Below are 24,920 nucleotides of genomic sequence, written 5' to 3'. Positions count from 1 at the left end.
TATATAATATTATATAAACCGCAGCGTTGCATTGGCAATTTTGTAACCATTATTATGCGCCTCGCTTGTTTGGCATTTAAATGGATTACATAGAATGACTATTAAATACAATTTACTCATCGCTGCCACGTTATTTGCATCAACGTCTGCCATGGCCGGTGAATTTTCACTTGGAGCGGGGGCTGTATTTAATGAGTCTCCATACAAAGGCTATAACGAAAATACGACTGCGGTACCGTTAATTAGCTACGAAGGCGTTCGTTTCTACGTTCGCCAGACCACGGGCGGATGGGTCCTGTGGAAAGATGCAAAAAATGAATTAAGCCTGACCGCAACGTGGATGCCGCTGCATTTCGACCCTGACGATAATGACGACCATCAGATGAAGCAGCTGGATGAGCGTAAAGCGTCCGCCTTCCTCGGCGGTGCGTACTACCGCCACGAAAGCTGGGGGTCGCTGAAAGTGGCGGTCTCTGGTGATGCCACGGATGAAAGCGGCGGCGTGATCGGCGAAGTATCTTACTTCCGTCCAATCAAAATGGATCGCCTGACCCTGACGCCTTCTGTGGGTGTGTTCTACAGCGACGAAAGCTATAACGACTACTACTACGGCGTATCCGGCAGCGAGTCTCGCCGCTCCGGGCTGGATCAATACACCGCCGGCGACAGCTGGACGCCATACGTTGGTCTGGCGGCTAAATATCAGTTAACCCAGAAGCTGTACCTCAATGCCAGCGCGTTCTACACCGTGTTGCCTGACGACGTGAAGAATAGCCCGATGATCGACCGCGACGACAGCTTCGCGCTGATGACCGGCCTGACCTGGCGTTTCTGATGCGGTAAAGCCGGGTGGCGGCTTCGCCTTACCCGGCATACGATCGCGCCTGCATTTTTATCTGCAATACAACGTATTCCTTTTTCTTTTCTCGATGCTTCTTCCTGTTCCGCCAAAACACGGCTGCACTGATGTTCCTTATGCGCTAATGTGATTCGACCCGATAGCGATGGTGTGTATAATGTGTATAATCATGGAAGGATTGGGATGTGAAAAGTGCGGATGTCATTACTGTTCTGACCGGCCATGGCTGGAAATGTGTCAGAACGAAAGGAAGCCATCATCAGTTTCGCCATCCCGAACAGAAAGGGCTGGTTACTGTCCCACATCCTAAGAAGGATATTAAACCGGGCACTCTCGCCCAGATTTGGCGACAGGCGGGAATTAAACACTGATATCAGGAGTAGTTATGTTTTATCCGGCTTATATACATTCTGACTCCGACGGTAGCGCCAGCGGCTTTTTCCCTGACGTTCCAGGCTGTTTTTTTGCAGGTGATTCCCTGGACGACGCTTTTCAGGATGCACGTGATGCGCTAACAGCGCACTTCGAAGCGCTGTTTGAAATGGATGATGCACTGCCTCTTTCGGGGAATGTGGAAGCGCATCTGGAAAGTCGTCCTGAGGATTTCACTGGCGGGCAATGGCTGTTGGTGGATATTAATATGAAGCAGTTCGACGGGAGGGCCGAGCGTATCAACATCACGATGCCTCGACGTTTGCTGGTAAAGATTGATTCCTTTGTCAGCGAGCATCCTCAGTTCGGTAATCGAAGCGCATTTCTGGCCGAGGCAGCACGTCGCGTGCTGCCATAGCGTTTGCCCTCTCCCGTGGGAGAGGGATGAAGTGAGGGCAACAGGCCGCAGAAATTCAACCTTCATCCACCCAGATCCGCATTTCCCCTTCTCCCCGGTTCGCCCAACTGAACCACGGAATAAAGGTTAGCGTCTGAGGCTGACGTTGTACCGGCGGGCGGTCATAGTGCCACAGCGCATCAGTGTTCTTCGTATAACAGCCCGTCCCCTCTGCCTGTATCAGCATCTTGTGCGCGAAAATGCCTTTACCTTCAAAGACCCGGAACGTGCTGTCAGGCGGCAAGGAAAGGTTATGCAGATTGGTGCCGTTATCCGCTTCTTCCAGACAGTAAACCAGCGGCCCGCGCTGTAGCGCGACTTTTCCCGCCTGCTGGCGTACCTGCGGGTTTCCATACACCCGGCGAACCGGCATCGGTAGCGTCAGCGTGACGACATCCCCTTCTTGCCAGTTTCGGGTCAGGTATAGATATCCCCGTGAAATTTCACCGGCAGCGTCTTCACCGTTCAACGATACCTCAGGCGCCGTGCACCAGTCCGGCAGGCGCAGGGCCAGGGTATGTTTCACTGGCGAAGGTGAGACGATCTCGATTTTCACCGCTTCCTGCCACGGATAATTACCGCCGATCCGCAGCGCCAGGGTTTCATCGCCAACCGGAATGACGACATCGTTGCCGACGTAGAGGTTAATAAAAAGCGCATCCTGGCGAACGGTATAAATATAATGCCCCAGCGACGTCAGCACGCGGGCGATATTCGGCGGGCAACAGGCGCAGCCAAACCAGCGCTGGCGGACGGGTTTCACGTGATCGTAGATATGGTTGAACGCCAGGGTTTTCGGATGGACTTCCAGCGGGTTCACATAGAAGAAGTGCTTACCGTCCAGCGCCATGCCGCCCAGCACCGTGTTGTATAGCGCGCGCTCCATTACGTCGGCGTAGTGGCCGTCGGCCTCCATTTCCAGCATCCGGCGGGCAAACATCATCAGGCCGATGGAGGCACAGCTTTCGGCGTACACCGTATCGTTGGGCAGATCGTAATCGCTGCTGAACGCCTCGCCGCTGCTTTGCGAGCCGATTCCACCGGTAATGTACAGCTGGCGCTGCGCCATATTTTTCCACAGCCGCAGGCAGTCCCGCCGTTTACCCTCGTCATGGCTCAGGCGTGCCAGATGCGCCATGCCCGCCATCAGATAGACAAAACGTACGGCGTGGCCGGTGGCCGTTTGTTGCTCGGCAAGCGGCTGATGCGCCTGGCTGTAGGCTTTGTCCCTGACCATCCACGCCGGGCCATAGGTATTCCAGTACGACGTTCTGCCGCGCTTCTCGTATTCGATATCGTAGAAGTGAGGCTGGGTGCCGCGCGTTTCGATAAAGTATTTCGCCAGATTAAGGTACCGGGGCGCCTGCGTAACGTCATAAAGTCGCATCAGCGCCAGCTCGATTTCCGGATGGCCCGGGTAACCGTGCAGCTGGTTTTCACCGGGGCCAAACACGCTGTCGATATGGTCCGCCAGCCTGCAGACCACGTCCAGCAGGCGGCGTTTTCCGGTCCCCTGAAAATACGCCACGCCCGCTTCAATCATATGTCCGGCGCAGTAGAGCTCGTGGCATTCGGCCAGATTGGTCCAGCGCTCCTCAGGCGCTTTTACCGTAAAGTAGGTGTTGAGATAGCCATCCTCACACTGCGCCGCCGCGACCAGCTCAATCACCTCGTCGGCGGTTTTCTCCAGTTCAGCATCAGGCTTCTGGCACAGCGACCACGCCACGGCTTCCAGCCATTTCGCCACGTCGCTGTCCTGAAACACCATACCGTAGAATTCACCCTGCTCCAGACCTGCAGCAATGCGGAAGTTGCTAATGGCGTGGCTGGGTTCGGCTTCCGTCACGCGGTCGTTTAGCGCATCCCACTGGTAGGGGATCACCACTTCACGGACCAGTCGTTGATACTGCCCGAGAAACGGATCGTTAATTTTCAGCTTGTGCAGGTCGGGTTCCATTATGGACATAGCGTTCTCCTCAGGACGGTACGTGACGCTGGCGCAGGTCGGTGGCAATGCGCGACATCATTGGGTTGTTGAGTTTGCACCAGCGGATGGAAACGGCCAGTAGCAGATGGAAAAGGGCGGGGAGCAGGGTCTCCATGGCGGTGATGCCCTGCAGCGAAGCCTGTGTCTGATTGCCCGTGCCCGGCTGGTACGCGACGGCGATAAACACCAGGCTGATGATCCCGGCGCTGGAGGCCCACGCGAGCTTGATGAAAAACAGGTTGAAGGCGAAGTTCATGCCCGATGAGCGCACCCCGGTTTTCCATTCGCCGTAGTCGTCGGCAAAGGCCATCAGCGAGAAGTGCAGCGGCAGGGTGAAGCCCAGGATCACACCGTTGCTTAAAATGACGATCAGCCAGAGCGTCTGGTGCGCCGGGCCTCCTGGCAGAAACCACATTCCCAGCGCAAGAGCGGCGAGCACCAGGTTGGTGTAGTAGTAGAGTTTGACGGTATCAATACGGCGCGACAGCGGGTTGACGATGACCGCCCCCAGAATGGCCGCAAAGGTCACCATCGTGAAAAACAGCGAGGTATAGGCGGTGCTGCCCTGCAGTACGTAGGTGATAAAGTACATGTATCCGCCGCCGCGAATGTTGAAAACGTTGATCAGCAGGAACGACATCACCAGCATCAGCAGCAACTGATCATTTTTACGTAGTCCGGCCAGATGCTCCCGCAGGGTGAATTTGCCCATCAGCGCCAGCGGGACACGCTCGCGTACCCAGAAGAAGCAGCACAGGAACATCACCACGGCAATGGCGCACAGGACGCCGACGCCAAGCTGATAGCCTTTGGCAGCATCTCCCTGGCCCAATTCAGCGACGAGCCACGGCAGACCTACGGAGACCAAAAATCCCGCCACACCGCAAAGTACGAAGCGCCAGGACTGGCAGGAGATCACCTCGTTATGGCGGGTGGTCATGGTATTAATTAGCGCGCAGTAGGGAACGTTGATGGCGGTATAGCCGACGGACAGCAGCAGATAGGTCCCGAATGCCCAGGCGATTTTCACGCCCATGCTGGCCTCGGGAACGGTGAAGGTCAGCACGCCGATAACTCCGATCGGGAAGGCGACCCACAGCTGCCATGGGCGAAAGCGCCCCCAGCGGCTCTGCGTGCGGTCGGCAATAATGCCCATGACCGGATCGGAAATAGCGTCAAATACGCGCAGGGCAATAAAGAGCGTACCCACGAGCGCAGGCGTCAGACCAAAAATATCGGTATAGAAAAAGGTCAGAAAATTCATGATCAGGCAGGTAATCACCGTACCGCCCGCGTCGCCCAGGCCGTAGCCAATTTTTTCGCGCACGGACAAACGGTCATTTATCGCCTGTTGTGTAACGTCAGACTCTGTAATCGGTGTGGAAGTCATCGGGTAACTCCTCGGTAATCGAATTTATTATCGTATTTGTGCAAGGTACCTGATTATTCTGCACTGAATGGGGAGGCCAACAAGGGAAGGGAAAAGTATAAAAAGATGACGATTCCGACCTGATGATAAAAATGTGATTCCGATCGGGCCGTCGGGCCATTATTTATTAATAATCAATGGATGCATTTAATAATGGCGGCATTAAAAGCGAAATGGTGAATATAAATGCTTGAATTATCCATAGCGTTTCCGGTTAAGGTTCAAAACGGTGGGTTGTTTATTTCCCGGGGTGTGGGCCGCCATCCTGCGCGTAAATTAACATCGTGGGAGATTATTTTTGTCGAAAAAGGGACGTTAACGATCCAGGAAGAAAATACGGTATTTGACGTGAAGGCGGGCGAGAGTTTGCTGCTTTGGCCTGGCAGGCGACATGTAGGCGTCGGCGACTTTCCCGCCGATCTGAAGTTTTACTGGCTGCATTTTGAGGTTGAGCATCACCCGCCCCGATTACCCAATCTGGCAATCGAACAACACTGCCGTGTGAGGGATGCCCAGTATGTGATTTCTCTTTTTCGCCAGTTCCTGAGCGAGCAGGAGAAATTACAGCGAAGCGTGGCGCTGGAAATCATTTTATTACTGATTTTGCAGCAAATTTCCCTTTCGCCAGGCTATGAAGACAACGCAGATGAAGCCGGTGCAGCAATGGCGTGGAAGGCGAAGCAGCTTATTCGCACGCAGTTCCATTTGCCGCTTTCTACCTCGCAACTGGCAAAAGCATTGCACTGTAATGCGGATTATCTGGGGCGCGTGTTTCGCCGGACCTTCCATTTAACCCTGACGGAGGCGATACATCGCCAGCGCGTCAGGGCGGCAGAAAAATTGTTGCTGAATGACTCTGCATCGCTCACCGAAGTGGCAACGCGGTGTGGTTTTAATGACGTGGGCTATTTTCGGCAGATCTTTTCGAAGCATACCGGGTTAACCCCCGCCGTCTGGAAACGGCGGTACTGCAAGGAACACATTAATTCCGGGTGATCACTGCCCGTAATAGGCATTCGCTCCATGCTTGCGCAGATAATGCTTGTCGAGCAGTTCCTGCTGCATAACCGGAAGCTGTGGCGCGAGCTGGCGAGAGAACAGGCCCATATAGGCGCACTCTTCCAGCACCACGGCATTGTGAACCGCATCGGCTGCGTCTTTACCCCAGGCGAACGGACCGTGGGAGTGGACCAGCACCGCCGGGATCTGCATCGGGCTAAGATCGCGCTCCTCGAAGGTTTTGATGATCACTTCACCCGTCTGGTATTCGTATTCCCCTGCAATCTCTGCCGTGGTCATCAGGCGCGTGCAGGGGATGGTCCCGTAGAAATAGTCCGCGTGCGTGGTTCCCCAGGCCGGTAAATCCAGCCCCGCCTGGGACCAGATAGTGGCGTGGCGCGAATGGGTATGCACGATACCGCCAATCTCCGGGTAACGACGATACAGCGCAAGATGGGTAGGCGTGTCTGAAGAGGGTTTTTTATTCCCCTCAATAACCTGGCCCGTGGCGATATTCACCACCACCATATCCTCCGCCGTCATGACGTCGTATTCCACACCGGACGGTTTAATGACCATCATGCCGCTTTTGCGGTCCACTGCGCTGACATTGCCCCAGGTAAACGTCACCAGCTGGTGGGCGGGCAGCGCCAGGTTTGCTGCCAGTACCTCGGCTTTAAGTTCGTCTAGCATGTCATGCCTCCTTCCTGCATACGGGCTTCAATCCAGCGGCGCGCCTGGATAATCTCCAGCACCGGCTCTTTTGCTTTTTCGGTCCACATTTCAATCAGAAATGCGCCGCGATAGTTCAGTTGATGCAGCGTGTTAAACACGCCAACGAAATCGACGCAGCCCTCGCCAAACGGTACATCGCGGAACTGCCCTGGGCTTTGTGCGGTGACGGGTTGGGTATCTTTCAGGTGAATAGCCGCAATGCGGTCAATGCCCAGCGTCAGCTCGGCGGTGACGTCGTTACCCCACGCGCTCAGGTTGCCAACGTCCGGATAAACGCTGAACCACGGTGAGGCGAGCATGTCGTCCCACTTTTTCCATTTGCTGATGGAGTTCATAAACGCGGTGTCCATGATCTCCACCGCCAGCATCACCTGTGCGGCGGCGGCCTGCTCTACGGCCCACGCCAGCCCATCGGCAAAGCGCTGTTGCGTCCCCTCGTCATGCGCTTCGTAATAGACGTCATACCCGGCAAGCTGGATGGTACGAATGCCCAAATCACGCGCCAGCCTGATGGCTTTGCTCATGATCTCACGGGCGCGTTCGCGCACGGTTTCATCGCGGCTGCCAAACGGGAAACGACGGTGGGCAGACAAGCACATAGAGGGGATCGCCACGCCGGTTTCCAGCATCGCTTCCACCAGAGAGGTGCGCTGCGTGGTGCTCCAGTCGAGGCGTGATAATCGCTCGTCGGTTTCATCGACAGACATCTCGACAAAATCGAACCCGCAGCTTTTCGCCAGTACCAGTCGCTCGGGCCAGGAGAGATCTTTTGGCAGCGCTTTTTCATAAATACCTAACGGATGCTGACGCATGGTTACGCTCCCCAGATGTCGCGAATGTGCGAATGGAATGCCTGTGCCACCTGCGGTGGATTGGCGGCACCTGCCAGCGCGCGTCCGGCAATAAAGGCTTTGACGTTGATTTGCTTAAACAGCGGCAGGTCGGCGGGGGTGATACCGCCGGTAATCGAAAGCTGCAAACCGATATCGGAGAGCGCTTTCATTTTTGCGAGATCCGCCTCACCCCACTGCTGGCCGCTCGCCTGTGCGTCACGTCCGCGGTGATAAATGGCCTGCTTCACGCCGATGCGATGCCATGCACGAGCATCGTCCAGCGTCCAGTGACCAAAGAGCTCCATCTGGATTTCTCCCCCGCGGCGCAGGGCTACCTCGTGGCCGCGTTCGACGGTGGCCAGCGGGGCGGCGCAGATGATGGTCATCCAGTTTGCACCCGCGCCAAATGCCTGCTCTGCCAGCGTTTCTCCGGCATCGGCCACTTTCCAGTCCGCAACGATGATTTTATCCGGGCATTGCTCGCGCAGGGCGCGCACGGCGTTTAGCCCTTCGGTCAGGCACAAAATGGTGCCCGCTTCGACGATATCAACGTGATCGGCAAGCGTCGCGACATCACGCTGCGCGGCCAGAAGAGAGGTATGGTCGAGCGCCAGCTGCAGTAATGGTCGGCTCATAGGTTGTTCTCCTTAACTCGGGCGTGATAGCCCTGTAGTGCTGAAATCAGTAGCTGATAGCGCTGATACTTGCGCTGATAGGCCGCATGGGCGCGCATGTCAGGCTCAATGACACGAATGTCGTGTCGGAGGGCGCATTGCGCCGTATGGAAATCGGGATACACGCCGGTGCCGACCAGGGCGGCCAGCGCCGCGCCGGAACAGCCGGTCTCTTCTACCTGCGGCAGTTCAATCGCCAGCCCGCTGACGTCCGCAAGCATTTGCATCCATACGTCCGAATGGGTTGGGCCACCCGTCACGCGCAGGGCATGAACGTGGGTAAAGCGTTCGAGCATGCGGTTGAGGTGGGTCATGTGGCAGAACACCACGCCCTCATAAACCGCCTGCAGCAGGTGCGCGCGGGTGTGTAGCGCCTGCATCCCGTAGAAGCCGCTGGTCATCTCCAGCCCGGCGTTGCTGCCATAGAGGAACGGCAGGAAGTACACATCGCTTTCGGCTTTCGGCAGGCTGGCGACGGCGTGGTTGATCTCGCTGAACGACATGTCGCCCCACTGCGCGGTGAGCCACTCAAGGTTGCCGGACGAGGTCGGGCTGGCTTCGTGAACGATGTACTGCTGCGGATGCACGTAGCGGCCATAAACGTAGGGGAAGGGCTCGTTGCTGCGAAGCGCACTGGCGATCCCGCTGGTGACGGCCCAGGTGCCCATCACGGCGTTCAGCGTGTGCTCGTCCTGCAGTCCGGCGCAGAGCGCGGTGGAAACCACATCAAACAGCCCCCCCACGACGGGCGTGCCCGCCGCGAGACCGGTAAGGGCGGCTGCCTGAGCGGTGATCTCCCCGCAGATTTCTGCTGAACCGACAATCGGCGGCAGGGCGCCGTCAATCTCGCTGATCCCGAGCCAGCGCGTAAGCTGCGGGTCGTACTGCCCGGTATTCATGTTGTAGAGATTGGACTCGGAGATGTTGCTCTCTTCACCGCCCTTCACGCCGGTCAGGCACCAGCGCAGATAGTCGTGCGCCATCATCACGCAGCCAATCTGCTGATAGCGCTGCGGCTCGTTCTCTTTGACCCAGCGCAGAAGCGAGGCCGGATGCCCGGTCCACAGCGTCTGGCGCGTATGCGGGTAGAGTTTTTCGGGAATGCCGTCCTGCTGCCAGCGCTGCACAATCTCCAGTGCCCGGCGATCGGAGGAGAGGATGGCGTTGCCCAACGGTTGGTCTTGTTTATCGAGCAGAAACAGCCCCTTACCCTGAGCAGAAATGCCGACCCCATTGATCTGGTTGCCGTTTACGCCTGCATTCTTGAGCAACGCGGCGATGGTTGCGTGGCAGTGCTGCCACAGCTGATGCATATCCCGCTCGGCGTAGCCCGCTCGCGGGCTGAGCGTGGCAACGGAGCGGCGTTCGATACTGACTTCTCTGCCCTGGCTGTTGTATAAACCGGCTTTCAGATAAGTACCGCCACAATCGATACCCAGCCAGAAGGGCTCTTTTTCACTCATCTTCATCTCGCTTAACTGCCGGGTGGACCCGGTTCGGTTTTCTCCCTCTCCCCGTGGGAGAGGGCTGGGGTGAGGGCATCAGGCCGCACGTTTATGCGGCGTCACCGTGGGATTAGGCTCTGCGCCGGCATCGCATTTCGCCGGCAACAGCAGGGCCAGCAGCGACGCCAGCGCCAGAGAAACGGCCAGGCAGTAAACGCCCGCATCTTTGCTGTACAAGGTGATTAGCACGCCAACGGCATACGGGCCGCAGAAGCCTCCGAGGTTGCCCAGAGCGTTGATCACGCCGCGCGCGCCGCCCGCCATCTCTGCGCTGAACAGACGTGCCGGGATCGTCCAGAACACGCCGGCGGCGGATTGCAGGAAGAAACCGCAGCCCACCAGTGCGGCATAGGCCAGCCAGATGTTTGCTTTCAGGGCTACGGAGAGGAACATGCAGAGCGCGAAGCCGATCAACGGCAGGGAGACAAACAGCTTGCGCTTGCCGGTGCGGTCAGAAAGCGAGGAGAACAGGAACATGCCCGCAATGGCGCCGATGTAGGGCAGGATGGCGAGCATCCCCACCTGACCAATGCTGGTGTGCGTCAGCTCCTTCAGAATGGTCGGCAGCCAGAGGGTGTAACCGTAAATCCCGGTCTGATAGAAGAAATTCAGTGCGATCAGTTGCCACATGGTTTTGTCAGACAGCACCGCGCTGAGCGAGGCATTTTTCACCTCTTTGCCAGCGATGGCCTGCTGTTCAGCCGCCAGCGTTTGCACCAGATAGTTTTTCTCCGCCTCTGAAATCCAGCGCGCTTCCTGCGGCCGGTCGTAGACCGTGAATGCCCAGAGCACCAGCACAACGACGGACATCAGACCTTCAATGATGAACAGCCAGCGCCAGTCAAGTGCGGTGATAATCCAGCCCGACAGCGGGGCGGTGATGATCCCGGCGATAGGCACGAACATAATCACAATGGCGTTGGCGCGACCGCGTTCTGCATCCGGGAACCAGTTGCTGATCATGGTGAGCACAACGGGTAGCATCCCGCCTTCCGCCACGCCGAGTAAGAAACGCAGCACCAGCAGCTGGTACTGATTCGTCACGAGACCCGTGAGCACCGAGATCACCGCCCAGGCGACCAGTGACCAGCCGATAAATTTCTTGCCGCTACCGTGCACGGCAATCTTGCCGCCGGGTACCTGCAGGAACAGATAGCCGATAAAGAAGATCCCTCCTGCCAGGCCCGCCATAGTGGCGGTAATACCCAGTTCTTCATCCATACCGCCGGGCATGGCAAAGGCGATATTCACGCGGTCCATATATGAAATAATACAGGCGATAAGAATAGGAGGAATGATTCTTAGCCAGCGCTGGCGCGGAATGTCCGCTTGTAGAGTATTCGAGTAAGTGTTCATATTTACTGTCTCAGTCAATGTAACCGGAATAGGGATATTTTTTATTGTTATTGCGTTGCTTTATTCATTTCGCTAATGCCGTCACGCAAAATAGCGATGCGATGGCTGACGTCAGCATTAGCATTTATTTCCAGTAATTTAATACCGGAGAATTTCAACGTTGCGGCGCTCGCCGCAGTAAAGAGTGATTTAGCGTGTTCAGTGGACATCAAACTGTCGGCGCAGAATGAAGAAAACGGCGCGTGCAGATCCTGCCATTCACCGTATTCTCCGCGGGTAGTCGTGCCCGAAAACATCAGTGCCCCCATCTTTCCGGCACTGAGTGCGGCCTGAACATGTTCCAGCGGGAGCGTCGTATTACGGCCTTCAATAGCCGAGCGCGCCCAGTTGATGCAGACGCTGATATCGGTGTCTTTCACCACCTCCAGCACCTGCTCCAGGGGCAGGAAGCCCTTGCGCGGTGCCGGGCCGGTCATGGCATCGCAGTGTTCCAGCACCAGATCGCAGTCCCAGCTCCAGCTCGCGATTTCCCGGATCGAGCGTGAAAACGCCTCGGTAGCCTGTTCGACGGAAGCATTACCCGCCTGCGGGGCCGCCTGCATCTCCAGGGCGATCACTTTGCCGGGAAAACGGGCGTTCACGGCTGTAATTTTCTGGCGCAGATGATGGTAGAAATCGACGCAGGCTTTACGCTGTTCGTCGTCGGCTGAGGCCAGGCCAAACGCGCCGTTGGCGCCCCGGCGGCGCATGGTTTCCATGACTGCTGTGGCGACGATTTGCCAGTCGCCCGGCGTATGACGGAACAGCCATTCATCACCAAATGGATGGAGATTTTCAAGGCACGGCTGTTCCAGCCCGCGGATATGCGGTGTGTCGGAAAGTTCCCGCCAGAAGGTTTGTTCTTCTTGTTCCCCTTTCTGGTGAAACGAGGGTGCGCAGGGGTACGCACCAATAATAAAACTGGTGTTGGTCATTTCGCGTTCCTGTATTTATCAGAAAATTAATCTAATTCGCTGATTGCCACTTTCACCACAATTTTACGAATTGCGGATCCCTTGTTTTTAATACAGGCAGGACGATGCACATCCTGCGGGAAAAATATGGCATAGCTGCCGGGTATCATTTCGATAAACGATTCATTTGCGCTGTCGTGATAAAAAATAATATCCCGCTGTTCCAGTAATGATTCGCTTATTTCGTTATTACCGGTATCAATGGCAATACCGATGTTTTCTTCACCCCATGCTAAAAACTGAATATCCAGATAGCGGCGGTGCACTTCCGGGCGGTTCTCGTGCGACTCCTTTGTCGTCAGGTCGAGAACCTGGGCAAAAATAGTGCGACCTTCAATTTCCACCACGCCTGGCGGCAGGGTGGTGAAATCCGTCGTGCGCAGAAAATGAAGGGCTTTTTCAATCGCCCGCGGCAGACGACACGGATTGGGCTGGGAAATATGTCCGAATATCATGGTCCACTCCTTACAGAGACTGGATTTTCGCCCACACGCTGTCGTCGATGGTGATGCCGTCGCGGCGGTTTTCTTCCAGCAGGCGCGTGAATTCATGGCCCGGAAGGCGGACGGCAACGTTTTCATCTGACCGCTGCGCGGTGGTGATGAAGTCCATAATGCGCTGCAGTTTGGCATCGCGGGTTGGGCCATCGATCAGGCGATCCACCTCGATGGCGATAAAGATCTGCGATACGCCGTACTCGTCGCTGTTGTCCTGGGTCACTTCCGCGACGGACGATCCGTTTGAGAGCAGGGTGGCGATCATATCGAGGACGATGGATAAGCCGGACCCTTTCCAGTAGCCCATGGGCAGAATACGGCGGTTTTTCTCGATCACGCCCGGCTCCCGGGTGAGGTTACCTTCGTCGTCAAAGCCGCCATCGACCGGCAGCTCGCGCCCGGCCAGGCGATTCACCTCCAGCATGCCGTAGGAGAACATTGACATCGACATGTCGACCATGGTGATCGGGTTCGACGGAATGGCAACGATCAGCGGGTTCGTGCCGATGCAGCATTCTTTTGATCCCCACGCGGGCATCACGGCAATCGAGTTGGTCCAGCAAATGCCGATATAGCCCTTCTCCGCCGCCTGCCAGCCGTAGCTGCCGCCGCGCATCCAGTGGTTCGCGTTACGCAGTGCTACCAGACCAATGCCGTGATCGGACGCCAGCTCGGTGGCGCGATCCATCATCTTCTTCGCCGTCAGGTTGCCAATGGAGCGCTGCGCATCCCACTGTTCGATGGCGCCTAATGTCATCACCCGTTTGGGCTGGGCGTCAGGAATGATATCCCCTGCATCAAGCTGCTGAATAAAGCGCGGGAAGCGGTTCACACCATGCGAATAGACGCCGGATTCCGTGGTGCGGGCAAACATCTCGGCGCAAGCGTCTGCGGTTTCCGCTTTTATGCCGCGATCGAGCAGAACCCGATTGAACGCCGCTTTCAACTCTTCGAAGGTCACTTTCATCCCTGTTCTCCTGTTCTTATAAGGGCAAGTGTGAGTGCTTTTTTATCGCTAAATTCCACTATGCGAAATCTGATTTCAAATATAGCGATCAAATTTTGTCAGATCAACGACATTCATGTTTTTCAAAATCGATTAAAATCAAATGGTTGTGTTTTTTCTGTTGAGATCGTGAACTGACCCACACTTTGCGCTACCATCAGGACGCGCTAAACAGGAGCCATGTAATGAGCATGAAAGAGAGCGAAATGACGCAAGAGAAAGAGAGGCCAGCAGGCAGCCAGAGCTTGTTTCGCGGCCTGATGCTGATTGAGATCCTCAGCAACTATCCGAACGGGTGTCCGCTTGCACATTTATCGGAACTGGCGGGGCTGAATAAGAGCACCGTGCACCGCTTGCTGCAGGGGCTACAGTCGTGCGGGTACGTGACCCCGGCACCCGCCGCGGGCAGCTATCGCCTGACCACCAAATTTATCGCCGTCGGGCAAAAGGCGCTGTCGTCGCTGAATATCATTCATGTGGCCGCTCCGCACCTCGAAGCGCTGAACATTGCGACCGGCGAGACGGTGAACTTCTCCAGCCGGGAAGACGACCACGCCATCCTCATTTATAAGCTCGAACCGACAACCGGTATGCTGCGCACGCGCGCCTATATTGGCCAGCATATGCCGCTCTACTGCTCTGCGATGGGCAAGATTTACATGGCGTTTGGCCATCAGGATTACGTGGCAAGCTACTGGGAAAGCCATCAGGAACAGATCCAACCTTTGACGCGCAACACCATCACTGAACTGAGCGCCATGTATGATGAACTGGCGGAAATTCGCGATCGCAGCATGGCGATGGACAAAGAAGAGAACGAGCTTGGCGTCTCCTGTATTGCCGTGCCGGTGTTTGATATTCACGGCCGCGTTCCGTATGCGATCTCTATCTCGCTATCGACGTCGCGCATGAAGCAGGTGGGCGAGAAGAACCTGCTCAAGCCGCTGCGCGAAACGGCAGAGGCTATCTCAAAAGAGCTGGGTTTTAACGTACGCGAGGCGTAACAGATGAACCGATTTATCATGGCGGATGCGGAAAAATGCATCGGGTGCCGCACCTGTGAAGTGGCCTGTGCGGTCGCGCATCAGGATGACTTCACCGCAGAGGCTTTTACCTCCCGCCTTCGGGTAGTGAAAGGGGACGACTACACAACGGCGGTGGGGTGTCATCAGTGCGAGGACGCCCCCTGTGCCAACGTCTGCCCAACCCATGCCATCAGCCGTACGGCGGGCGCCTGGCTTGTTGAGCAGACGCGCTGTATTGGCTGCAAGAGCTGTATGGTCGCCTGTCCGTTTGGGGCGATGCAGGTACGGCTGGTGGGAAACAGGGCACAAGCGCTGAAATGTGATTTGTGCCGTCATCGCGAAGGCGGACCGGCCTGCGTGGAGGCCTGTCCAACCCACGCGCTGCGCTGCGTTGATCCCGCCGGATTACGCGCCGAGCGGCAACGTCATCTGGCGTAAGGTTTGACTAACCGTCTTCGCGCCAGGCTTTTTCGATCTCTTCGGCGAGAATTTTAACACCCGCTTCGATTTTTTCCGGATCGGGGACGTAGTTCATGCGCATGCACTGATGGGTATGCGGCCACGGCTTATCCAGACCTGGGAAGAAATAATCGCCCGGGACCATCAGCACGCCGCGCTTTTTCAGGCGCTGGTAAAGCAGTTCGGTGGTGATGGGTAAATCCTTAAACCAGAGCCACAGGAAAATCGCCCCTTCCGGTTTGTGGATCAGGCAGCGTTCTTCCGGCAAGTAGCGGCGAAGTGTCGCAATCGTCTCCTGAACGCGCTGGTAATAGAAAGGCTTGATTACGTCATTCGACAGACGCAGCAGGTCCTTGCGTTTGATCATTTCGCACATCATTGCCGGGCCAATACCGCCCGGTGAAAGGCTGATAATGCCGTTCATATTGGTGATGGCGGTGATGATTTTTTCGTTAGCGATGATGATGCCGCAGCGGCTGCCCGGCAGACCCAGCTTAGAAAGGCTCATGCACAGGACGATGTTCGGGTTCCACAGCGGGCGTGCTTCGCTGAAGATAATGCCCGGGAACGGTACGCCGTAGGCGTTATCGATCACCAGCGGGATGCCGTGCTGATTTGCCAGTACATCCAGTTTCATCAGTTCGTCATCAGTGATCACGTTGCCCGTTGGGTTAGTCGGGCGCGATACGCAGATCATGCCCGTCTCTTCGCCAATATGCAGGTGCTCAAAATCGACGTGATATTTGAACTGGCCTTCCGGCAGCAGCTCAATGTTCGGGCGCGCGGAGACGAACAGATCCTCTTCCAGGCCGGAATCAGCGTAGCCGATATACTCCGGTGCCAGCGGGAAGAGCACTTTTTTGGTGGTGCCGTCGGCGCGACGTCCTGCGAACAGGTTAAACAAGTAGAAAAACGCGCTCTGGCTGCCGTTTGTTAGTGCAATATTCTGTGGTTCGATATCCCAGCCCAGCTCGTCACGCAGCATTTCGGCGAGGAGTGCCAGCAGTTCGGTTTTACCCTGCGGGCCGTCGTAATTGCAAAGCGCATCGGTTGCTTTGCCGCTTTCCAGCATCTGAGCGAGCAGGGTCTGGAAATAGGTATTCATCTCCGGGATTTGAGCCGGATTTCCGCCGCCGAGCATGATTGCGCCCGGTGTGCGCAGCCCGTCGTTGAGGTCCTCCATCAGGCGAGTAATGCCTGAATGGCGGGTAAATTTGTCGCCGAAAAGTGAAAACGTCATAGCAGGTGATCTGTCGAGCTTATTTTGAAAGTGGGTAACCATAACGCTAGCACCGTGTTGGTGCAAATCGGGTGGTGTGGTCGGATTTGTTGTTTTATAGGGCAGGAGTGGGCTTGTGTAGTGAATAGTTCTGGTGGAATTTCCCTCACCCCGGCCCTCTCCCCTTAGGGCAGAAGGTTAGGCTGAGGGGATTGATCTATTGATTACCCGCCCATACCACCATCACCTTATCGCCCTTGTGCTCGCGCACGAAGCCATACCCCTCTTTCAGCGACAGCGTGGTTTGTTTGCCTTCACCAATCGCCGGGTGACGGGCGCGGAACTGCCCCAGCGTTTGCCAGTGGGCGACGGTTAAGGCCTGCTTGCCCGTGACGTCCTGCCAGTTCATATCCGAGCGGGTGCCCTGCAGCGGGTCGGAGCCTGTCGGCCCGAACGGACGCTCGGATTCATCCCCGTAATAGATTTGCACGCTGCCCGGTGCCAGCAGGAGCAGCTCCGCCGCGCGCTGGCCCCCTTCGCGGAACAGACGCGTATCGTGCGATGAGAGGTAGCTCAGCACGTTGAAGCTTTGCAGCTTCTCCGCCATCTGCTGCCACGTCATATCGATATCAGCCAGACAGTTCACTGCTTTCGCCGCCTGCTCCTGATAGTCAAAGTTAATCATCGCGTCAAAACCGTGGCGGTAATAATCGCTCTGCATGACGCCGTGGCCCCAGGATTCCCCGGTCATCCAGAACGGTGCGTTGTCGAGCTTTTTATCCGGGTGAGCGCCTTTCCAGGCGGCCAGCGCCTGGCTTGCCTGGTCTTTCAGCTGTTGCCAGGCCGCAAGCTCAACGTGTTTCGCGGTATCCACCCGGAAACCGTCGATGCCGTAGTCACGTACCCACTGGCTGAGCCAGTGGGTCAGGTAATCGCGCGGGGTATAGCCCGGAATGGCTTTTGCGTGGGTATCGGGTTTGTGTTGGTAGAAATTGGGTAGCCCGGAAGGGGCGGTGGATTCCGTTTTCAGGTCGGGCAGGAACGCCAGCGACATCGTTAAATCATCAAAGCCGGGGTTGTCGTAATCGCCAATGTCGGTGCGGATCCACTTTTTACCCCACCATTTTTCCCATGCGGCCTTGTCGCTGAAGTTGATGTAGTCGTTGAAGCTATGCCAGGTCTGGCCTGCGCCAGGCGTCCAGTCCGTCCAGCGTTCTCCCAGCGTCTTTTTCAGTTCATCACCCTGAAGGTACAGGGCACCAAACTGAAATTCCTGCATGTCTGCCAGCGTGGCATAGCCAACGTGGTTCATGACGATATCAAACAGGATGCGAATGCCGCGCTTATGCGCCTCATCAACAAGCTGACGCAGGTCATCCTCGGTGCCCATGTTGGCATCGAGCGTTGTCCAGTCCTGGGTGTAGTAGCCGTGGTAGGCATAATGCGGGAAATCACCTTTGGTTCCGCCGCCTACCCAGCCGTGGATCTGCTCAAGCGGGGAGCTTATCCAGAGCGCATTCACCCCCAACTGCTGCAGGTAATCGAGCTTGCTGGTCAGCCCCTTTAGATCGCCACCGTGGAACGTGCCAATCTCCTGCATGCCGTCTTTATGGCGGCCATAGCTGTTGTCGTTGCTCGGGTCGCCATTCACATAGCGGTCGGTCAGTACAAAATAGACGGTGGCGTTTTGCCAGCTAAACGGTGCCGGCCTGTCGGTTTCGGCGCGCTCAAGCAGCAGCAGGCCGTTACTGTTGGCGGCTGGCTGCAGGGTGATTTTCCCATCTTGTACGGTCGCCGTCTGTTTACTGTAGTAGTCGCGCACGACGGAGCCTTCCGGGAAGGTATGGCTGACGTCCAGCGTCAGCGGCTTACCGTCCCACTTCGGACACTGGCGGATAACGTTGGCCACCGGCTGTTCTGTCGCGCTCTGAACTGCCAGCAGCAGGGTGGGCGTGCCGGAGCGGGTATCAATCCGCATCTGGTATTCACCGTCGCGGAAAAGGCGCCACTGCGGCGGAGCGCCGTCACAGGGCTTGAGCGACAGCATCTCATTGAGTTTTATCGCGCCTGTGGGCTGCCAGCACGTCTTGTCAAAACTCAGCGTAAGAGGACGCGTACCCTTCGCAAGCTTTGCCTGGCTGGTGAAAATCCCGGTGCCCTCGGCGCGAAATGCGCCAAACCCCGGCGATGACCAGTCGGCATGTGCCAGTGCGGGTAACATCAGAAAGGCTATTGCGGTGCGTTTCATTCCTGGTTCCTGTCGCGGATTTTTTGACCAGTGTGCCAGCAGGCGGGCGGGAAAAACTCATCCCCTGTCGCTTTCTGCCAGGAGGATGCGTGAGGATGAGTGATCTTGCGCAAAATTAGGCAGTTATCTGCGATAACGCACACATTTTTCCGGAAATGATGTTTTTATGAGCAAGTTTCAGGTGACATAGTTTCGGAATTGGACTATTTCTATACGTGCTCTTGAAGTCTATTTTTGATATGATTTGAGATTCCGCTCTCAAATTTGTGAAAAAAATAAGGTGTTAGGATGATTACATCCGACCAGGAGACCTAATGATATCGACTCCCATGCGACGATATGGGGCTGCGATACTCATGTTACTCACCACGGCATTTTCGGGTGAGGTGCTTGCGAAGACGCACACGGATACAACGAGTAAGAAAGCCCACGTAATAAAGACGACAAGTAGTAAGGTTAGCAGTAAACAAGAGTATTCTCGCAATAGTGCAAAGAGTAGTTCACTTCCTGATTTGCGAAAATACCCTTCCGGAACACCAAGGAAAAAAGCGTTTCTCCGGACGGTAATGCCTTACATCACGAGTCAAAATGCCGCGATTACTGCGGATCGTAACTGGCTGATTTCCAAACAGTACGATAGCCGTTGGTCGCCGTCAGAACGCGCGCGTCTGAAGGATATCACGAAGCGCTACAAGCTGAGCTGGAACGGTAACACGCGTCGTGTTCCGTGGAATGCTCTTCTTGAGCGTGTGGATATCATCCCGGGCAGCATGGTTGCGACCATGGCTGCAGCTGAAAGCGGCTGGGGAACGTCCAGGCTTGCGCGTAGCAACAACAACCTTTTCGGCATGAAATGCGTGAAAGGCCGTTGTACGAATGCGCCTGGCAAGGTGAAAGGCTATTCGCAGTTTGAATCCGTTAAGGATTCCGTGAACGCCTACGTGGTGAATCTGAACACGCACCCGGCCTACTCCTCGTTCCGTAAATCACGCGCTCAGCTGCGTAAAGCGGACCAGGAAGTGACGGCCAGTACGATGATCCACAAGCTGAAAGGGTATTCGACGAAGGGACAGAGCTATAACAACTATCTGTTCGCTATGTACCAGGATAATCAGCGCTTAATCGCCGCCCATATGTAATCTCAAAAAAACGCCTTCCAGTGGAAGGCGTTTTCTTTTCTAGATCAGCACCTCGCTGTGGCGATCCCGGTACTCTTTCGGCGTGGTGTCATACTCTTTGCGAAACACCGAATAAAAATATTGCAGCGACGGGTAACCGCACATCTGCGAGATTTCGTTGATCGACAGCGACGTGGAGATGAGCAGGCTGCGTGCTTTCTCCAGCTTTTCAGCATGGATAACGGCATGAATGGTTTCGCCCACCTCTTCTTTGAAACGCTTCTCCAGATTCGAACGCGAAATGCCCACCGAATCCAGTACCTGATCGACCTTAATCCCTTTGCAGGCGTGGTTGCGAATATAGTGCATGGCCTGAATGACGGCCGGGTCGCTTAAGGAGCGATAGTCAGTTGAGCGACGTTCTACGACGCGAACCGGTGGCACCAGCAGGCGCTGAAGCGGCAGAGATTCTTTATCCAGCAGACGGTGCAGCAGCTTCGCCGCCTGATAGCCCATCTGACGCGTGCCCTGGGCAACGGAGGAGAGCGCCACGCGGGACAGGTAGCGGGTAAGCTCTTCGTTATCGATGCCAATCACGCACAGTTTTTCGGGCACCGGAATGTGTAAGTGTTCGCAGACCTGCAGCACGTGCCGCGCGCGGGCGTCCGTCACGGCAATAATCCCTGTTTGCGGCGGCAGCGTTTGCAGCCAGTCAGCGAGACGGTTCTGCGCGTGCTGCCAGTTTTCCGGGGCGGTTTCCAGCCCCTGATAGACCACGCCGCGATACTTCTCCTGCGCGACCAGCTGGCAAAACGCGTGCTCACGCTCAACGGCCCAGCGCTTGCCGCTGGTGGCGGGTAAACCATAAAACGCGAAGCGATGGACGCCTTTCTCTTTTAAATGGAGAAACGCGGCCTCGACCAGGGCATGGTTATCGGTGGCAATATAGTGAACCGGCGGATAGTGTTCGGGCGAGTGGTAGGAGCCGCCGACGCCCACGATCGGCACGTCGACGTCGGTCAGCAGCTGTTCAATGACGGGGTCGTCATAGTCGGCGATGACGCCATCGCCCAGCCAGTCTTTAATGTTCTCCAGACGGGTGCGAAAATCTTCTTCAATAAAAATATCCCATTCGGATTGCGACGCCTGCAAATATTCACCCACGCCTTCTACCACCTGACGGTCGTAGGCTTTGTTGGCATTGAATAACAACGTAATGCGGTGACGCTTTTCAAACATGGCTCACTTCCCAATTATGTCACAATACCGTTATCAGGCCCGTCGCTTGGTGGCCGAGTCCATCCAGACTGCCAGTAAAAGAATGGCCCCCTTGACGATATACTGCCAAAACGTCGGGACGTCCATCATACTCATCCCGTTATCCAACGACGCCATAATAAATGCCCCCATCACCGCGCCCGCCACGCTACCGATACCGCCTGCTAGGCTGGTGCCACCGATGACGCAGGCGGCGATAGCATCCAGCTCGGCGATGTTGCCGGCGGAGGGAGAACCGGCCCCCAGGCGCGAACTGAGGATCAGCCCGGCGATGGCGACCATCAGGCCGTTAATGGCGAAGACCGCGAGTTTGGTGCGTTCGACGTTAATCCCCGACAAACGGGCAGCCTCAAGGTTGCCGCCGATGGCATAAATACGGCGGCCAAACGCGGTGCGCGTGGCCATAAACATGCCGCCCAGCAGTAAAAGCGTCAGCAGCAGGACGGGGGTCGGGACACCGCGATAGTCGTTTAAAAGCCAGATGGCGCCCAGCACAATGACCGCTGTCAGCGCCTGACGTCCCACCACCGAGGTTGATGCTGGCGACGCCAGCCCCAGCGCCTGACGACGCATGCGTCCACGCCACTGCCATGCAACAAACGCCAGCAATCCCGCCACGCCGATGGTAAAGCCCACGCCATCCGGGAGGTAGCTCTGACCAATCTGCGACATGGCCGCACTGGTCGGGGAGACGGTGGTGCCGTTAGTAATGCCGATTAAGATCCCACGGAAGGCCAGCATCCCCGCCAGGGTGACAATGAACGACGGCACTTTACGGTAGGCTACCCACCAGCCGTTCCAGGCCCCCAGAACGAGACCCAGCACCAGCGTGACCGCCACGGTCAGCGGCAGCGGCCAGCCGAGCCAGACGTCAAAAATCGCCGCCACACCGCCGAGGAGCCCCATCATTGAACCGACCGACAGATCGATTTCCGCGGAGATAATCACGAACACCATGCCGACGGCCAGAATGCCGGTGATAGCGGTCTGGCGGAGCAGGTTAGAGACGTTACGCGCGCTGAGGTACGAACCATCGGTCATCCAGGTAAAAAAGAGCATGATGACGATAATCGCCGCGATCATCACGAAAACCTGCAGGTTCAGCGCTTTTAGCCCTGCGAACGCACCGGGCGTCGGAACGGCGACTTTGATATCAGACGGATTGCTTTTCGACATGACGTTCGCTCCTTAAAGCGGCTTCCATCACCTGCTCCTGCGTCAGGTTCTGGTTAATCAGGTTGGCTTTCAGTTTTCCCTCGTGCATGACCAGCACACGGTCGCTTAGGCCGAGCACTTCGGGTAACTCAGACGAAATGACAATGACGGCAATCCCTTGCTGTACAAGCTGATTAATCAGTTTGTAGATTTCATATTTGGCACCGATATCAATCCCGCGCGTGGGCTCATCAAGGATTAATATGCGTGGATTGAGAAGCAGGCAGCGCGCCAGAATCGCCTTCTGCTGGTTGCCGCCGCTCAGGCGGCCAATGGCCAGTTCCGGTGAGGAGGTTTTGACCTTCAATCGGGCGAGTGACTGAAGGATGCACTGCTGCTCGGCGGCATCGTCCAGGCTGCTCAGCGCGCCGGAGAAGCGATCGAGCGCCGCCAGCGTAATGTTTTTCCCCACTGCCATGACCGGCACGATGCCGTCTTTTTTGCGGTCTTCCGGCACCATAGCAATGCCGTGGGCAATCGCCTGCTGGCAGTTGTCGATTTTCACCGGCTGGCCGTCGATATAAATCGTGCCCTCCCAGCGCCCCGGCCATACGCCAAACAGACACTGTACGGCCTCCGTGCGCCCGGCGCCGACTAACCCGGCAATACCGAGAATTTCGCCGCTGTGCAGAGAAAACGAGACGTTATTGACGCGCTTGATGTGGCGGTTAACGGGGTGCCACGCGGTCAGATTTTCCACGCGCAGCACTTCATCACCTTTGGTGTGAGGCTCATTCGGGTAGAGCGCCGTCAGCTCGCGCCCCACCATCATGGTGATGATGTCATCTTCGCTCATGCCCGCGGCTTCACGCGTGCCGATGTGTTGCCCATCGCGGATCACGCAGATGGTGTCCGAAATGGCTTTAACCTCGTTCAGCTTGTGCGAAATGTAGATACAGGCGATGCCGTGATTTTGCAGATCGCGAATAATATCGAGCAGTACCGCAGTTTCCTGTTCGGTGAGCGAGGCCGTGGGCTCATCAAGGATCAGCAGCCTGACCTGTTTATTGAGCGCTTTAGCGATTTCAACCAGCTGCTGTTGCCCCAGTCCCAGGTCGCCCACGCGGGTATCCGGTGAAATGTGGAGGCTCACCTGCGCCAGCAGCTTTTCACAGCGGAGCGTCATGGTGTCGTAATCCAGCACGCCGTGGCGGGAAATTTCGGCCCCAAGGAAAATGTTCTCCAGCACGGTGAGATGCTTCACCAGAGCCAGTTCCTGATGGATGATGGCGATGCCTTTACGTTCGGTATCACGAATGTGAGTCGCCTGGATAACTTCGCCAGCAAAAACGATTTCGCCTTCGTAACTGCCATACGGGTAGATCCCGCACAACACTTTCATCAACGTTGACTTGCCTGAGCCGTTCTCGCCACACAGCGAAACGACTTCGCCGGGGTTCAACCGGAGACTGACGTTATCGACGGCTTTCACCGTGCCGAAGCGCTTGGTGATGCTTTTCATTTCAAGTAAATAAGGCATAACTGCTCCACATAAACCGAGGAAAGAACAGTGCAACGTGATGCGCCCCCGCAGAGCAGGGGCCGCGCCGGATTACAGTTCGCTCTTCTTATGGAAGCCGTCTTTAATGACGGTGGCGTCAATGTTCTCTTTATTGACTTCAATAGGGGTGAGCAGGCGAGCCGGAACGTCTTTCAGCCCGTTATTCAGCGTTGCGTCTGCTTTAGGTTGCTTGCCATTGCCCAGTTCTACGGCGATTTCCGCCGCCGTATTGGCAAGCTCGGTAATCGGTTTGTAGACCGTCATGGTTTGGGTGCCTGCGATAATGCGTTTTACGCCAGCCAGATCGGCGTCCTGTCCAGAAATGGCGACTTTACCCGCCAGCCCCTGGGCGCTTAATGCCTGAATCGCACCGCCTGCGGTGGCATCGTTGGAGGCCACAACCGCATCAATTTTGTTGTTGTTGGCCGTCAGCGCATTTTCCATAATCTTCAGCGCGTTTTCTGGCAGCCAGCCGTCGGCCCATTGATCGCCAACCACTTTAATTTTCCCGTTGTCGATGTACGGCTTAAGGACTTTCATTTGCCCTTCGCGGAACAGCTTGGCGTTGTTATCCACCGGAGAGCCGCCCATCAGGAAATAATTGCCCTGAGGCACTTTGTCGATCAGGCTTTGTGCCTGTAATTCGCCGACTTTTTCATTATCGAACGAAATATAATAATCAATGTCCGCATTATTAATCATGCGGTCATAAGCCAGCACTTTTATGCCTTCTTGTTTGGCTTCTTTTACCACGTTACTTAATACCTGGCCGTTATAGGGGATAATGACCAGCACATCGACGCCACGGTTAATCATATTCTCGATCTGCGACATTTGCGTTTCTTCGTTGCCGTTAGCCGACTGAACAAACACGTTTGCGCCGAGGGATTCCGCTTTTTTTACAAAGATATCGCGATCTTTTTGCCAGCGCTCCAGGCGCAGGTCGTCAATCGCCATGCCAATTTTGACCTCTTTGGCATGACCGGCAAAACTGGCAAGCAGGAGCGTAGTGCAGAGCGTTAGGGTCAGGTTCTTTATCTTCATAATTATTAGGCCTTTTTGTAGGGGTATGTGTTGCTGAGATAAAAGAAACATTCACTGCTGAGACGCAGCAAATTTTTAACGCGGAAAGGCG

23 protein-coding genes are annotated in these 24,920 nt (G+C 56.1%); 7 read left to right on the top strand and 16 right to left on the bottom strand.

Translation table 11 applies throughout. The annotated features are described in order from the left end of the window. The first annotated feature begins 94 nt into the window (after positions 1-94). From CWR52_RS11745 to CWR52_RS11735, 3 genes are all read left to right on the top strand, one after another. On the top strand, positions 95-835 hold the full coding sequence (locus CWR52_RS11745; RefSeq protein ID WP_104949732.1) for a MipA/OmpV family protein: 741 nt from the start codon (positions 95-97) through the stop codon (positions 833-835). Between the two features lie 209 nt (positions 836-1,044). Further along, positions 1,045-1,230: a type II toxin-antitoxin system HicA family toxin gene (locus CWR52_RS11740; protein ID WP_104949731.1), complete on the top strand. Its 186-nt coding sequence runs from the start codon at positions 1,045-1,047 to the stop codon at positions 1,228-1,230. 14 nt (positions 1,231-1,244) lie between these two features. After that, entirely contained in the window at positions 1,245-1,649 is a 405-nt protein-coding gene (locus CWR52_RS11735; RefSeq protein WP_104949730.1) for a type II toxin-antitoxin system HicB family antitoxin, read from the top strand. 55 nt (positions 1,650-1,704) lie between these two features. On the opposite strand, the gene CWR52_RS11730 is transcribed toward CWR52_RS11735, so the two are convergent. Continuing rightward, the gene (locus CWR52_RS11730; RefSeq protein ID WP_104949729.1) at positions 1,705-3,654 is read right to left on the bottom strand and encodes a glycoside hydrolase family 127 protein; all 1,950 of its coding nucleotides are present in this window, start codon (positions 3,652-3,654) and stop codon (positions 1,705-1,707) included. Positions 3,655-3,664: 10 nt separating this feature from the next. Then, a complete protein-coding gene (locus CWR52_RS11725; RefSeq protein ID WP_104949728.1) occupies positions 3,665-5,065 on the bottom strand; it encodes an MFS transporter in 1,401 nt (466 codons plus the stop codon). 225 nt (positions 5,066-5,290) lie between these two features. Between CWR52_RS11725 and CWR52_RS11720 the strand changes: the two genes are divergently transcribed. Continuing rightward, positions 5,291-6,100, top strand: a complete 810-nt coding sequence (locus tag CWR52_RS11720) for a helix-turn-helix domain-containing protein (protein ID WP_104949727.1) — start codon at positions 5,291-5,293, stop codon at positions 6,098-6,100. Here CWR52_RS11720 and araD read toward each other — a convergent pair whose 3' ends face one another. From araD to yiaK, 8 genes are all read right to left on the bottom strand, one after another. Beyond that, a complete protein-coding gene (gene araD, locus CWR52_RS11715) occupies positions 6,101-6,796 on the bottom strand; it encodes an L-ribulose-5-phosphate 4-epimerase (protein ID WP_048028083.1) in 696 nt (231 codons plus the stop codon). It lies immediately after the preceding gene. Further along, positions 6,790-7,650, bottom strand: a complete 861-nt coding sequence (locus CWR52_RS11710) for an L-ribulose-5-phosphate 3-epimerase (RefSeq protein WP_104949726.1) — start codon at positions 7,648-7,650, stop codon at positions 6,790-6,792. The genes araD and CWR52_RS11710 overlap by 7 nt, the downstream gene beginning before the upstream one ends. Before the next feature lie 2 nt (positions 7,651-7,652). Then, the gene (gene ulaD / locus CWR52_RS11705) at positions 7,653-8,306 is read right to left on the bottom strand and encodes a 3-keto-L-gulonate-6-phosphate decarboxylase UlaD (protein WP_104949725.1); all 654 of its coding nucleotides are present in this window, start codon (positions 8,304-8,306) and stop codon (positions 7,653-7,655) included. Next, positions 8,303-9,808 carry an FGGY-family carbohydrate kinase gene (locus tag CWR52_RS11700; protein WP_104950913.1) on the bottom strand — a complete coding sequence of 502 codons (1,506 nt, stop codon included), beginning with the start codon at positions 9,806-9,808 and terminating at the stop codon, positions 8,303-8,305. The genes ulaD and CWR52_RS11700 overlap by 4 nt, the downstream gene beginning before the upstream one ends. Before the next feature lie 78 nt (positions 9,809-9,886). Beyond that, positions 9,887-11,206, bottom strand: a complete 1,320-nt coding sequence (locus CWR52_RS11695) for an MFS transporter (RefSeq protein WP_104949724.1) — start codon at positions 11,204-11,206, stop codon at positions 9,887-9,889. A gap of 47 nt (positions 11,207-11,253) precedes the next feature. After that, complete coding sequence (locus CWR52_RS11690; protein ID WP_104949723.1) at positions 11,254-12,180, bottom strand: DUF4862 family protein; 927 nt, start codon at positions 12,178-12,180, stop codon at positions 11,254-11,256. A gap of 26 nt (positions 12,181-12,206) precedes the next feature. Continuing rightward, positions 12,207-12,674, bottom strand: coding sequence for a YhcH/YjgK/YiaL family protein (locus CWR52_RS11685; protein WP_104949722.1), 468 nt, complete (start codon positions 12,672-12,674; stop codon positions 12,207-12,209). Between the two features lie 10 nt (positions 12,675-12,684). Continuing rightward, complete coding sequence (yiaK, locus tag CWR52_RS11680) at positions 12,685-13,683, bottom strand: 3-dehydro-L-gulonate 2-dehydrogenase (RefSeq protein ID WP_104949721.1); 999 nt, start codon at positions 13,681-13,683, stop codon at positions 12,685-12,687. 224 nt (positions 13,684-13,907) lie between these two features. On the opposite strand from yiaK, the gene yiaJ reads away from it, so the two are divergent. Both yiaJ and CWR52_RS11670 read left to right on the top strand, forming a co-directional pair. Continuing rightward, a complete protein-coding gene (gene yiaJ, locus CWR52_RS11675; protein WP_021242452.1) occupies positions 13,908-14,726 on the top strand; it encodes an IclR family transcriptional regulator YiaJ in 819 nt (272 codons plus the stop codon). Positions 14,727-14,729: 3 nt separating this feature from the next. Then, a complete protein-coding gene (locus CWR52_RS11670) occupies positions 14,730-15,185 on the top strand; it encodes a 4Fe-4S dicluster domain-containing protein (protein ID WP_104949720.1) in 456 nt (151 codons plus the stop codon). Positions 15,186-15,192: 7 nt separating this feature from the next. Here the strand turns inward: CWR52_RS11670 and avtA are convergent, their stop codons facing one another. Both avtA and CWR52_RS11660 read right to left on the bottom strand, forming a co-directional pair. Then, positions 15,193-16,446 (bottom strand): valine--pyruvate transaminase, encoded by a 1,254-nt coding sequence (gene avtA / locus CWR52_RS11665; protein ID WP_104949719.1) that lies wholly within the window; start codon positions 16,444-16,446, stop codon positions 15,193-15,195. Between the two features lie 196 nt (positions 16,447-16,642). Next, positions 16,643-18,673 (bottom strand): alpha-amylase, encoded by a 2,031-nt coding sequence (locus tag CWR52_RS11660; protein WP_104949718.1) that lies wholly within the window; start codon positions 18,671-18,673, stop codon positions 16,643-16,645. A gap of 314 nt (positions 18,674-18,987) precedes the next feature. Between CWR52_RS11660 and CWR52_RS11655 the strand changes: the two genes are divergently transcribed. Beyond that, positions 18,988-19,812 (top strand): protein bax, encoded by an 825-nt coding sequence (locus tag CWR52_RS11655; RefSeq protein WP_104949717.1) that lies wholly within the window; start codon positions 18,988-18,990, stop codon positions 19,810-19,812. Between the two features lie 39 nt (positions 19,813-19,851). Here CWR52_RS11655 and xylR read toward each other — a convergent pair whose 3' ends face one another. The 4 genes from xylR to xylF all read right to left on the bottom strand — a co-directional run bounded on the left by xylR (position 19,852) and on the right by xylF (position 24,829). Beyond that, on the bottom strand, positions 19,852-21,030 hold the full coding sequence (gene xylR / locus CWR52_RS11650; protein WP_021242460.1) for a D-xylose utilization transcriptional activator XylR: 1,179 nt from the start codon (positions 21,028-21,030) through the stop codon (positions 19,852-19,854). Positions 21,031-21,063: 33 nt separating this feature from the next. Next, positions 21,064-22,245 carry a xylose ABC transporter permease XylH gene (gene xylH / locus CWR52_RS11645; protein ID WP_045907874.1) on the bottom strand — a complete coding sequence of 394 codons (1,182 nt, stop codon included), beginning with the start codon at positions 22,243-22,245 and terminating at the stop codon, positions 21,064-21,066. Continuing rightward, the gene (locus CWR52_RS11640) at positions 22,223-23,764 is read right to left on the bottom strand and encodes a xylose ABC transporter ATP-binding protein (protein WP_104949716.1); all 1,542 of its coding nucleotides are present in this window, start codon (positions 23,762-23,764) and stop codon (positions 22,223-22,225) included. Before CWR52_RS11640 ends, xylH begins: the two co-directional genes overlap by 23 nt. A gap of 72 nt (positions 23,765-23,836) precedes the next feature. After that, the gene (gene xylF / locus CWR52_RS11635; protein WP_008502746.1) at positions 23,837-24,829 is read right to left on the bottom strand and encodes a D-xylose ABC transporter substrate-binding protein; all 993 of its coding nucleotides are present in this window, start codon (positions 24,827-24,829) and stop codon (positions 23,837-23,839) included. Positions 24,830-24,920: the final 91 nt, after the last annotated feature.

The organism is Enterobacter sp. SGAir0187, from assembly GCF_002952735.2.
GTDB lineage: Bacteria > Pseudomonadota > Gammaproteobacteria > Enterobacterales > Enterobacteriaceae > Enterobacter > Enterobacter quasiroggenkampii.
This window is presented reverse-complemented; position numbering and strand designations above follow the sequence as displayed.